10 protein-coding genes and 2 tRNA genes are annotated in these 12139 nt (G+C 59.5%); all 12 read left to right on the top strand.

Translation table 11 applies throughout. The features are described 5' to 3' along the window. Nucleotides 1–2 precede the first annotated feature (2 nt). The 12 genes from lolB (at nt 3) to MLC70_RS12525 (ending at nt 12036) form a co-directional block, all read left to right on the top strand. Complete coding sequence (gene lolB, locus MLC70_RS12580) at nt 3–644, top strand: lipoprotein insertase outer membrane protein LolB (protein ID WP_282448453.1); 642 nt, start codon at nt 3–5, stop codon at nt 642–644. After that, the gene (ispE, locus tag MLC70_RS12575; protein WP_248184229.1) at nt 641–1504 is read left to right on the top strand and encodes a 4-(cytidine 5'-diphospho)-2-C-methyl-D-erythritol kinase; all 864 of its coding nucleotides are present in this window, start codon (nt 641–643) and stop codon (nt 1502–1504) included. The genes lolB and ispE overlap by 4 nt, the downstream gene beginning before the upstream one ends. 19 nt (nt 1505–1523) lie before the next feature. Next, nucleotides 1524–1598: transfer RNA gene (locus MLC70_RS12570), tRNA-Gln, on the top strand. Nucleotides 1599–1650: 52 nt separating this feature from the next. Further along, entirely contained in the window at nt 1651–2601 is a 951-nt protein-coding gene (locus MLC70_RS12565; RefSeq protein WP_248184227.1) for a ribose-phosphate diphosphokinase, read from the top strand. A gap of 170 nt (nt 2602–2771) precedes the next feature. Next, the gene (locus tag MLC70_RS12560; RefSeq protein ID WP_248184226.1) at nt 2772–3416 is read left to right on the top strand and encodes a 50S ribosomal protein L25/general stress protein Ctc; all 645 of its coding nucleotides are present in this window, start codon (nt 2772–2774) and stop codon (nt 3414–3416) included. Between the two features lie 30 nt (nt 3417–3446). Then, nucleotides 3447–4037 (top strand): aminoacyl-tRNA hydrolase, encoded by a 591-nt coding sequence (gene pth, locus MLC70_RS12555; RefSeq protein WP_248184224.1) that lies wholly within the window; start codon nt 3447–3449, stop codon nt 4035–4037. 77 nt (nt 4038–4114) lie between these two features. Beyond that, the gene (gene ychF / locus MLC70_RS12550; RefSeq protein ID WP_248184222.1) at nt 4115–5206 is read left to right on the top strand and encodes a redox-regulated ATPase YchF; all 1092 of its coding nucleotides are present in this window, start codon (nt 4115–4117) and stop codon (nt 5204–5206) included. A gap of 92 nt (nt 5207–5298) precedes the next feature. Beyond that, nucleotides 5299–5375 (top strand) — tRNA-Met (locus MLC70_RS12545). Nucleotides 5376–5767: 392 nt separating this feature from the next. Beyond that, nucleotides 5768–7045 carry an O-acetylhomoserine aminocarboxypropyltransferase/cysteine synthase family protein gene (locus MLC70_RS12540; protein ID WP_248184221.1) on the top strand — a complete coding sequence of 426 codons (1278 nt, stop codon included), beginning with the start codon at nt 5768–5770 and terminating at the stop codon, nt 7043–7045. Between the two features lie 159 nt (nt 7046–7204). Then, entirely contained in the window at nt 7205–8245 is a 1041-nt protein-coding gene (gene lipA, locus MLC70_RS12535; protein ID WP_248184219.1) for a lipoyl synthase, read from the top strand. A 25-nt stretch (nt 8246–8270) separates the two neighbouring features. Beyond that, the gene (locus tag MLC70_RS12530) at nt 8271–9491 is read left to right on the top strand and encodes a methyl-accepting chemotaxis protein (RefSeq protein ID WP_248184215.1); all 1221 of its coding nucleotides are present in this window, start codon (nt 8271–8273) and stop codon (nt 9489–9491) included. 52 nt (nt 9492–9543) lie between these two features. Continuing rightward, nucleotides 9544–12036: an efflux RND transporter permease subunit gene (locus MLC70_RS12525; RefSeq protein WP_248184209.1), complete on the top strand. Its 2493-nt coding sequence runs from the start codon at nt 9544–9546 to the stop codon at nt 12034–12036. Nucleotides 12037–12139 lie beyond the last annotated feature (103 nt).

Genomic DNA, 12139 nt, shown 5'->3' with positions numbered 1-12139 from the left:
GCCTGCTCAGACCACGACTGCTTCTGCTGGTGGCCAGCGCACTGATGCTGGGTGCCTGTACCACCATTCAGCTGGAACCCCTGCCCGAGGGCCTGACCGACCAGCCCCCCGCTGACTGGAGCGAGCGCAGCGAACAGCTCAAACGCTTCAACGCCTGGCAACTGAGCGGCAAACTGGCGGTGAAACAGCCGTCAGACAGCGGCACGGCCATTATTAACCACTGGATCCAGAAGCAGGATGCCTACGATCTGGAACTGTCCTCGTCTTTTCTCGGTATGGGCCGAACCAGCCTGCAAGGGGTTCCGGGCTTCATCTCCCTGACCCTGCCGGATGGCGAAACCTACCGCTCCGGCGACCCGGAAGCGCTGATCCAGGCGGCGACCGGCTGGCAATTGCCGATCGACAGCCTGGTGTGGTGGATTCGCGGCCTGCCCGGTCCCGATGGCGACTTCCGCCTGCTGTTTGACGACAGCAGTCAGCTCGCCATGATTCGCCAGCAAGGCTGGGAAATCCGTTACGATCGCTGGCAAGCCTTCATCACCGGCTACCCCGAACTGCCCGCCCGCATTACTGCGGTCAAGGACGACAAGCGCGTCAGAATGGTGGTGACGCGCTGGCAAGAGACCACGGAACAAAACCGGTGAAACCGTTTACCCTGCCCTCTCCGGCAAAGCTCAACCTCTGCCTGCACATCGTTGGGCAGCGCCCCGACGGTTACCATGAGCTGCAGACTCTGTTCCAGTTCCTTGATTACGGTGACCACATCACCTTTGAACCGGCTGCAGGCGGTGCCCCGGGGATACGGCTGAAAACGCCCATACCCGGCGTTGCCGACGACGCCAATCTGATCCTGCGAGCCGCTCGCCTGCTGGCCGGAAACCGCGAACCCGAGCTGCCCGGCATTACCCTATCGGTCCGCAAGCGCCTGCCCATGGGCGGCGGCCTCGGCGGCGGCAGCTCCAATGCCGCCACGGTGCTGCTGGGACTGAACCACTACTGGCAACTGGGACGCAGCCTCGACCAACTGGCCGACCTCGGCCTGCAGCTGGGCGCAGACGTGCCGGTGTTCGTGCGGGGCCACGCCGCCTGGGGAGAAGGCGTGGGTGAACAGCTGACTCCGGCCAAGCCACCGGAAGACTGGTTTCTGGTTCTTAAACCCGCCTGCGATATAAACACCGGTAAGATTTTTTCCGAGCAAGGGTTGACAAGGAACACCCCTAGAATCAAAATAGCGCCCGCTTTTGAGGGAGACGCCTCGAGGTACCGAAACGACTGTGAGGATGTGGTTTGCGAACTGTATCCGGAGGTTAACCAGAGCCTGAAATGGCTTTCACAATTCGGACCTGCAAGATTAACCGGAACCGGGGCTTGCATATTTGGACGTTTCCCGACAGAATCCGCAGCCCGGATTATCTGGGAAAGCAAACCCTCCGGCATCACGGGGTTCGTCGCTCAAGGGGTGAATATTTCACCACTTCACACAAAGCTGACAGAGCTGGAATGATGCCAAAAAAGCACGATACTGGGGTGTCGCCAAGTGGTAAGGCAACGGGTTTTGATCCCGTCATGCGCAGGTTCGAATCCTGCCACCCCAGCCACCTTTCTCCTGCTTCTTCTGAATCAAACGCTGATACCGCGAAGGATGCCGTCGTGTCCAAACTGATGATTTTCGCTGGCAATGCCAATCCTGACCTTGCCAAAGCTATTGCCCAGAAACTCCACATTCCCATGGGTCAGGCCACCGTAGGCCGGTTCAGCGACGGTGAAACCACTGTCGAGATCGATGAGAATGTCCGTGGCCATGATGTTTTCATCATCCAGCCCACCTGCTACCCCACCAACGATAACCTGATGGAATTGATCGTGATGGCCGACGCACTTCGCCGTGCATCCGCGACACGCATCACCGCCGTAATTCCCTATTACGGATACGCTCGTCAGGACCGTCGCGTTCGCTCAACGCGGGTAGCCATCAGTGCCAAGGTCGTGGCCGATATGATTTCCAGCATCGGCGTGGACCGCGTGCTGACACTCGACCTGCACGCTGACCAGATACAAGGCTTCTTCGACATCCCGGTAGACAACATCTACGCCACCCCGGTGTTGCTTGAAGACATCGAGAAGCAGCGCTTCGAGAACTTCGTTGTGGTCTCCCCTGACGTTGGCGGCGTGGTTCGTGCGCGGGCTATCGCCAAGCGCCTGGACGACGCCGACCTTGCCATCATCGACAAGCGCCGCCCGCGGGCCAACGTGTCCCAGGTCATGCACATCATCGGCGATGTAAAAGATAAGACCTGCATCCTGGTGGATGACATTATCGATACCGCCGGCACCCTGTGCAAAGCCGCCAATGCGCTCAAAGAGCACGGCGCTGCAAGGGTTGTGGCCTATATTACCCACCCGGTGCTTTCCGGTCCGGCGATCGAGAACATCAATTCCTCCGAACTGGACGAGCTGGTGGTCTGCGACACTATTCCACTGGGTGACAAAGCGAAGAATTGTGATAGAATCCGCGTCCTCAGTATGGCGGGTCTGCTCGCGGAATCCATTCGCCGCGTCAGCAACGAAGAATCCATCAGCGCCATGTTTGAGAACGTCTGAGCAGGATCTTTCTGTTTACTCAGACAAAACAAGCAGATACAGAATCGGGAGCCTGAACAGGCTCCCGATTCTTTTAGTCAGCCGAAGAAAATATTCCGAGGCTATTCAAAAATATCACCTGTCCAAACGCCTGGTCGCGGGCAGTTCAGGTGACGATCGAGGTACATATCATGTCCCAGGAATTTGTTATTGAAGCATTTCCTCGTGGCGATCAGGGGAGAGGTGCGAGCCGCCGCCTGCGTCGTGAGGAACGGAAAATCCCGGCCATCGTCTATGGCGGTGATAAAGAAGCTGTGTCCATCTCCATCTGGCACAACGAGCTGAAAAAGGCTCTGGAGAACGAAGCGTTCTTCTCCCACGTTCTGACCATTGAACTGGACGGCAAGAAAGAAAGCGTGATCCTGAAGGATCTGCAGCGTCACCCCTATAAGCCGCTGCTGACCCACGCCGACTTCCTGCGCGTTGACAAGGATCATGAGATCCACGTTAACGTACCGCTGCACTTCCTTAACGAAGACAGCGCACCGGCCATCAAGCTTCAGGGCGGCGTTGCCAACCACCAGATCAACGAAGTAGAAGTGATCTGTCTGCCGCAGAACCTGCCTGAGTTCATCGAAGTGGACATGACCACTGTCGAGATGGATCAGGTTGTTCACCTGAGCGACCTGAAACTGCCGAAAGGCGTCAAGGTTGCGGCTCTGCTGCAGGGTGAAGATCACGACCTGCCAGTTGTGGCGATCCACAAGCCGCGCGGCGCCAAGGCTGATGATGCCGAAGACGCTGCAGAAGGCGAAGAAGGCGAAGACAAGGAGTAATCGCTCCGGGTCTGAGGAGGGCAACGGCGAATGGCTCAGGATATTGTCATGGTGGTCGGCCTGGGGAATCCCGGAGCCGACTATGAGAATACCCGCCATAACGCCGGCGCCCTGTTCGTCGAAGCTCTGGCCCGCACTGCGGGCCAGACGCTCCGCCCCGAACGCAAGTATCACGGGCTCTATGCCCGCATTCAGTGGCAGGGTCTCGACCTGCACTTGCTGAACCCCTCCACGTTCATGAATCGCTCCGGCCTCGCCATCAAGGCACTGGCGGATTTCTTCAAGATTCAGCCCGAACAGATTCTGATTGCCCACGACGAACTCGATATCCCCCCCGGTACCGCCAAACTGAAAAAGGGCGGAGGGCACGGCGGGCACAACGGCCTGCGAGACACCATTGCCCACCTGGGCAGCAACGATTTCCAGAGACTGCGCATTGGCATTGGCCACCCCGGCGACAGCCGCAAGGTCACCGGCTATGTGCTGGGCCGCCTCGGCAAACAGGAAAGCGAAGAGCTCACCGCGGTGATTGACGAGATCCTGCGTGTTCTCCCGGATGCCGCCAGCGGCAAACTGGCCGCCGCGATGAACCGGCTGCACAGCTTCAAGCCGACCCCCTGACATATCCCCCTACTCGCTTACGCCCATCGACACCGGTATAATCCGGCCAAATTTTCCAGTACCAGCAGAGGCACTCCATGGGATTTAACTGCGGCATCGTCGGCCTTCCCAACGTCGGCAAATCCACCCTGTTCAACGCACTGACCAAATCCGGCATCGGCGCGGAAAATTTCCCGTTCTGCACCATTGAGCCCAATGCCGGTGTGGTGGCCATGCCCGACCCGCGCCTTACCAAGCTGACCGAGATTGTAAAGCCTCAGCGAGTGGTGCCCACCACCATGGAGTTTGTCGACATTGCCGGCCTGGTTGCCGGCGCCTCCAAGGGCGAAGGCCTGGGCAACCAGTTTCTGGCCAACATCCGACAGACCGATGCCATTGCCCACGTGGTGCGCTGTTTTGAAGACGGCAACGTGATCCACGTCGCCAACAAGGTGGATCCCGCCTCCGATATCGAGGTGATCAACACCGAGCTCGCCCTCGCTGACCTGGACACCGTAGAGAAAGCCATCAAGCGGGTACAGCGCGTGGCCAAGAGTGGTGACAAGGACGCCAAGGCCCAGCTCGAGATGTTCGAAAAGCTGCTGCCGGTGCTGAACGAGGGTAAACCCGTCCGCAGCATGAACCTCGACAAGGACCAGATGGCCCTGGTGCGCGAGCTGTGTCTGTTGACCGTAAAGCCCACCATGTACATTGCCAACGTCAATGAAGAAGGCTTCGAGAACAACCCGCATCTGGATACCGTGAGAAAGATCGCCGAATCCGAGAACGCCGTGGTGGTACCCATCTGCAACAAGATGGAAGCCGAAATCTCCGAACTGGAAGACGAAGAGAAAGCCATGTTCCTGGATGAAATGGGCATGGAAGAGCCCGGGCTGGATCGGGTGATTCGTGCCGGGTATGGCCTTCTGGGCCTGCAGACCTACTTCACGGCAGGGGTAAAGGAAGTGCGCGCCTGGACCGTCCGGATTGGCGCTACGGCACCCCAGGGCGCCGGTGTGATCCACACTGATTTCGAGCGTGGTTTCATCCGCGCGGAAGTGGTCAGCTACGATGACTTCGTGCAGTACAACGGCGAGGCCGGTGCCAAGGATGCCGGCAAGTGGCGCCTGGAAGGCAAGGAATACATCATCAAGGATGGCGACGTCATCCACTTCCGCTTCAACGTGTAACTTTTCAGGAAAAAACGGCCCCCAAGCCTTGACAGGAAGGGCCCAAATACTGAAAATACGCGCCTCGTTCAGGGCGATGCCCAAAGCGAAATGGCAAGGTAGCTCAGTTGGTTAGAGCACAGCACTCATAATGCTGGGGTCGGCGGTTCGACTCCGCCCCTTGCTACCAGTATTGCTAAAAGCCCGACTCGCAAGAGCCGGGCTTTTTTTGTCGATTCAGTCCCAGAGATTCCACCAGGCCTTGGCGTTTTCCTGTTTTTTAGCCTGCCCCTGCTCACTGCCTTTTGACACCGGATCCGCCTTGCGGTTTTCGTTATCCCGGTTGGCGGCCTGAGCCTGCTCCCGCTCGCTCTCACCCCGTTCTCGGATTCATGGAGACTCTCTCTTCAATGAGTTAACACCGGTGTCATCCCCGGCAGGTTCAACCGCACGCAATGATAAGGATGAATGAAATATCCGGGGTACTCATTTCACGCCAGAAGCCGTGCCGTGGTTCCAATCGGTATGGCATACTCCGCTAACGAAACCGACAAACCCCATACAACAGCAAGGATCGTTGCTATGAGACCCGAAACTCTGGCTCTGCACGCAGGCTTCAAAAGCGACCCCACCACCCGGGCCGCCACCACGCCCATCTACCAGACCACGTCCTACACCTTCGATGACACCCAGCACGGTGCCGACCTGTTTGACCTCAAGGTGCAGGGTAATATCTACACCCGCATCATGAACCCCACCAACGCGGTGCTCGAAGAGCGGATGGCCGAGCTGGAAGGCGGCGTGGGCGCCCTGGCCGTGGCTTCCGGCATGGCCGCCATTACCTACGCCCTGCAAACCATCTGCAGGGTGGGCAACAACATTGTCAGCACCAGTCAGCTTTATGGTGGCACCTACAACCTGTTTGCCCACTCGTTGCCCAACCAGGGCATCGAATGCCGCATGGTGCCCCACGACGATTTCGACGCCGTCGAGAACGCCATCGACGACAACACCCGGGCACTGTTCTGTGAATCCATCGGCAATCCGGCGGGCAACGTGGTGGATATTCAGCGCTGGGCCGACATTGCCCACAAGCACGGCATCCCCCTGATGGTGGACAACACCGTCGCCACGCCGTTCCTGTGCCGCCCGTTCGAGCACGGCGCTGACATCGTCATTCACTCCCTCACCAAGTACATCGGTGGCCATGGCACCACCGTGGCCGGCGTGGTGGTGGATTCCGGCAAGTTCGACTGGAAAGCCAGCGCCGCCAAATTCCCGATGCTGAATGAACCCGACCCGTCCTACCACGGCGTGGTCTACACCGAGGCCCTCGGCCCGGCCGCCTTCATCGGACGCTGCCGTGTGGTGCCGCTGCGCAATACCGGCGCCGCGCTGGCCCCGTTCAATGCCTTCCTGATCATGCAGGGCCTGGAAACCCTTGCCCTGCGCATGGAGCGCCATTGCGAGAACGCCGAGAAAGTCGCCCACTTCCTGCAGAACCACCCGTCCGTGGAATGGGTCAACTACGCCGCGCTGGCCAACAGCCCCTACAAAGCTACCTGTGACAAGATCTGCGGCGGCAAGGCCTCCGGTATTCTGAGTTTCGGCATCAAAGGCGGCCGTGATGCCGGTGCCCGCTTCATTGATGCCCTGAACCTGATTCTGCGGCTGGTCAACATTGGCGATGCCAAATCCCTGGCCTGTCACCCGGCTACCACCACCCATCGCCAGCTCAACCCGGACGAGCTGAAAAGTGCCGGAGTCAGCGAAGATCTGGTGCGGCTGTCGATTGGCATCGAGCACGTCGATGACATCCTTGCCGACATCACTCAGGCCCTCAACGCCGCCACGCCCTGACTCTACTTTGACGGAGATCAACGGGTACGACAAAAGTCGTGCCCGTTATCCCTCTTTACCCCTCTATAACCCCGTGATTGCCCTTACTCGTCTTGTAACTACCCCGCCGCCGTTTTACTCTTTAAAGCTCCCCAACGTCTTTACGAGAGTCCGGTTGTAATGAGCGACACCGCAAAGCCCCGCGTCACCAGTGGTTCCAAATTCCGCAACGAGCATGGTTTTTCAGCCATCAAGGATGGCGTCAAGCGCACATCCAGCCCGGAAGCCACGCCGTTACAGCGCAAGCCAAAATGGCTGAGGGCCCGCATGCCCGGTGGTGAGCGCTACGAAGCGGTACGCAGGAACGTCAGTGAGCATCGCCTGAGCACCGTCTGCCAGGAATCCCACTGCCCCAACATCGGGGAATGCTGGACCAACGGCACCGCCACCATCATGGTCATGGGTTCCGTATGCACCCGCGCCTGCAAGTTCTGTGCGGTCGACACTGGCAACCCCAGGGGCTGGCTGGATCCGGAAGAGCCGGAGAACACCGCCAAATCCGTGGAACTGATGGGGCTGCGCTACATCGTTCTGACATCGGTAGACCGGGACGATCTTGACGATGGCGGCGCGGCTCACTACGCCGCCTGTGTGGCAGCCATCAAACAGCGCACGCCCGAGGTGGCCGTGGAGGCGCTGACCCCGGATTTCGACGCGGTGATGACCGATGTGGAGAAAGTAGTGGATTCCGGCCTTGATGTGTTTGCCCAGAATGTCGAAACCGTGGAACGCTTGACCAGCCGCGTGCGTGACCCGCGGGCGGGCTATCGGAAAACACTGGATGTGCTGGCCCACGCCAAGACGCATCGCCCGGATGTCATCACCAAGACCAGCCTGATGCTGGGGCTGGGCGAGACCGAGGCAGAAGTTCTGGCGACCATGGACGACCTGCGCGCCATCGGTGTGGATATCCTTACCCTCGGTCAGTACCTGCGCCCCACGCCCAACCATCTTCCGGTTGAGCGCTACGTGACCCCGGAAGAATTCAATCGTTACCGTGATATCGGCCTTGAAAAGGGCTTTATGGAAGTGCCCTCCGGCCCCATGGTGCGCTCCAGCTACCGGGCCGATCGCGTATTCGACAAGAACAACCTCGGGCTTGCTGTCCCGGAAGTGCCTGTGGCTGGCGCCCAGCAAATTCCGGTCAAGGCCTTGGATTAAGACCACCGTCCGGACCGGGAATTCCATGTTAACCCTGCTCAAAAACGCCCGCCTGAAATACAAGTTCTGGCTGCTCAACATCCTGGTGTTTGCGGTGATGTGCCTGCTGGTGCTTTACGCCATCGACACCATTGCCGACATCACCGGACAAAGTTTTGCGGCCACGTTTTCAAAGGCGGCCCCGGGCTTTGCCCTGGTGGTCGCCGTGCTCATGGCACTGGAAATGGCTGGATCCCAGTTACTGATCTCCTTTATTGAGCGCCACGTTCACCGCCTCAAAGGTACCATGGTAGACGTTCAGGCCTCCGGCAATCTGAGTAAACGGGCGCAGGTGGATTCCACCGATGAAATCGGCGAGATGGGCGACGCATTCAATGCCATGCAGGACCGCACCATGGCCGTGGTCAAAAGCATGAAAGCGGCCATCGACCGGTTGCACAGCGAAGTGCGAGAACTGACCGCCGCAGCGGAGAGCCGCCGCGACGATCTGGCGCGCCAGCAATCCGGGGCCGACCGCTCGGCGGAAGTGATCGCGACCATGCTCCAGAGTTTTGGTGGTATCGCGGAACAGGCCGGCATTGCCAAAACCCTGTCCCACGAGGCGCGCAGCACGGCATTGGACGGCGGTGAACGGGTCTCCCGCAGCGCCGACTCCATTCGCCGCCTGGAGGACGTTATCCGCCATTCCGCCGCCAGTGTGGAATCCCTGGCCGAGAACAGTCATGAAATCAGCAAGGCGGTCACGGAAATCAAGGGCATTGCCGAGCAAACCAACCTGCTGGCATTGAACGCCGCCATTGAGGCCGCACGCGCCGGCGAGCAGGGCCGTGGATTTGCCGTTGTTGCCGACGAAGTGCGCAACCTGGCCCAGCGTGTTCAGGACTCCACCGGGCACATCCAGACCATCATCGACCGTCTGCTGCAGGCGATGGATACGGCTGTCCGCCAGATGACGGAAAGCTCCGCTGACGCCAGCCGCTGCGTGGATGAGTCCGAGCAGGGCCGCAAGGCGCTGGACGCCATCAACTCGGTGGTCAGTCGCATCGACGATACCAACGAGGAGATCGCCGCCATGTCTGCCCACCAGACCGCCTCCACCGGCGACGTGCTGGCCAACGTGCAGGGCATCCGCGACACCACGCAGAGTATGGTGACTCAGCTGGCGGAAAGCGCCGATATGACCCGGCGGCTGAAAAATCTGATTGATTCCCTCGAAGAGGCCTCAAACAGAGTCACAGTCAGCTAGGGGTTTGTGGCACACTCTGCACTCGTTTTTTCGCAGCGTGGACAATGTGCCGATGACCCCGATCCGCTCCCTTTATGACCGTTGGATTCTCCCCCACCCGGTCGCCGTTCTTGTGGTGTTTGCTCTCATCCTTATTGTCGCCAGCCTGAGGCTGGACCAGTTCCGGCTCGACGCCTCTGCCGAGTCCCTGGTGCTGGAGAATGACCGCTCCCTGGAGCAGTATCGCGAGGTGAATCGCCGCTTCACCACCTCTGACGATTTTCTGATCGTTACCTATACGCCGGCGAATGACCTGTTCAGCTCCGACACACTGGATACCCTGCGGCAGCTCCGCGACGAGCTGGAAGCCCTGGAGGCTGTCAGCTCCACCAACAGCATTCTCAACGTGCCGCTGCTGCACAGCCCAGACCTGACCCTTGACACGGTGGATTCGGAGATCAAGACCATGGACGGCGATGACGTGGCCCCCGACACCGCCCGGGAAGCCCTGCTCAGCAACCCCCTGTATCCGAACCTGTTGATCAGCAAAGACGCTGGCACCACCGCCATCCAGGTCAACCTGCCGACACCGGAACGGTATTTCGAGCTGCTCAATGAGCGCGAGCGGCTGCGCGAGGCGGTGGCCGGTGACGACGCCAATGCCGACGACCAGCAGGCGCTGGAACGGGTGAGCGATGACTTCATCCGTTTCACCGAACAGCTCGGGGCAGAGCGGGAACAGACCATCAGTGAGGTGCGCAGCATTCTGGACACCTACCGGGACAGTGCCGAGATCTACCTCGGTGGTTTACCGATGATCGTTGCCGATATGATCCAGTTCATCCAGAACGACCTGTCAACCTTCGGCATCGGCGTGCTGATCTTCCTGCTGCTGACTCTCGCTCTCATCTTCCGCCAGTGGCGCTGGGTGCTCGTGCCGTTGCTGTGCTGCAGTGTCACGGTGTGGCTGGTGATCGGGTACCTGTCCTGGGCCCAGTGGCCGGTTACGGTGATCTCGTCCAATTTCGTTTCGCTGCTGCTGATCATGACCCTGTCGCTGACCATCCACCTCATCGTCCGTTACCGGGAGTTCCAGCACGACGATCCCGGAGCAGCGCCCCGGGACACTCTTCGCCAGACGGTGCTGGCGATGATCAAACCCTGCTTCTATATGGCCATCACCACCATCGTGGCATTCGGCTCGCTGACCTTCAGTGGTATCCGCCCGGTGATCGATTTCGGCTGGATGATGACCATCGGCCTCTCCGTAGCCTTTCTGGTCACCTTTATCCTGTTCCCTGCGCTGCTGGCACTGTTGCCCCCGCCGGTTGATCGCTTCGTCAGTTCGGACCACGTGCCCTTCACGGACGCCTTTGCGCGCTTCACAGAACACCAAGGCAAACTGGTGCTGGGTGGTTCTGCCGTCATCGCTGTGCTCTGCGTGATTGGCCTGAGCCGGTTGACGGTGGAGAACAGCTTTATCGATTACTTCAAATCCAGCACCGAAATCTATCAGGGTATGATCACCATCGACGACCGCCTCGGCGGAACCACACCGCTGGATGTGGTGATCACCGACGACCCGGCACCGGAAAACAGTGGCTCCGACGATCCGTTTGCCAGTGACTGCGATCCGTTCGTCGACGACTGTGGCGATGAGGCCGAATACCGGGACACCTGGTACACCTACCAGAAAATGGACCGCCTGCGGGGCGTGCACAACTATCTGGACAGCCTCAAGGAAACCGGCAAGGTACTGTCCATCAGCACGACCCTGGATCTGCTGGCCCAGGTCAACGGTGACGAACCGCTGAATGCCCTCGAGCTGGCGTTCGTGCCCTCCGCTGTGCCGGCAGACCTGCAGGACATCCTGCTGACGCCCTATATTTCGGAGGAGCACGATCAGGCCCGCTTTAGCATCCGCATTCTGGAAACCCTGCCGGAGCTACGTCGTCAGGAACTGCTGGATACCATTCACGGCCACCTCACCGGTGAGCTGGGTTTTGATGAGGACCAGGTGCTGTTTACCGGCATGACGGTGATGTACAACAACATGCTGCAAAGCCTGTTCGACTCCCAGATCAAGACCCTGGGCGTGGTGTTCCTTGCCATCATGGCCATGTTCCTGATTCTTTTCCGCTCGCTTCTGATCGCACTGATCGGCATGGCGCCGAACCTGATTGCCGCCGGCTCAGTGCTGGGTTTGATGGGCTGGCTGAACATACCTCTGGACATGATGACCATCACCGTGGCGGCCATCACCGTCGGTATCGCCGTGGACGACACCATCCACTACATCCACCGATTCAAGACCGAGTTCGCCAAAGACGGCAATTACATTGCCACGATGCACCGCTGCCACCGCAGCATCGGTCGGGCCATGTTCTACACGTCGCTGACGATCATTACCGGCTTCTCGATTCTGGTACTGTCGAACTTCATCCCCACCATCTACTTTGGCCTGTTCACCGGCTTCGCCATGTTCATGGCCTTGGCTGGCGCTCTCACCCTGTTGCCCCGGCTGATCATTCTGATCAAGCCGTTCGGCGCAGGCTCGCCGAGTTAACCGGCCTTCTGGCGTGAGGGCCGGAGCGCTTACGTCTCCCGGACCCGGAAAACCCGACGGACACAAAAAAGCCGCCAACGGCCAGAGCCGTGGCGGCTTTTCT

The organism is Marinobacter goseongensis (assembly GCF_023156235.1).
Taxonomy (GTDB): Bacteria; Pseudomonadota; Gammaproteobacteria; order Pseudomonadales; family Oleiphilaceae; genus Marinobacter; species Marinobacter goseongensis.
This window is presented reverse-complemented; position numbering and strand designations above follow the sequence as displayed.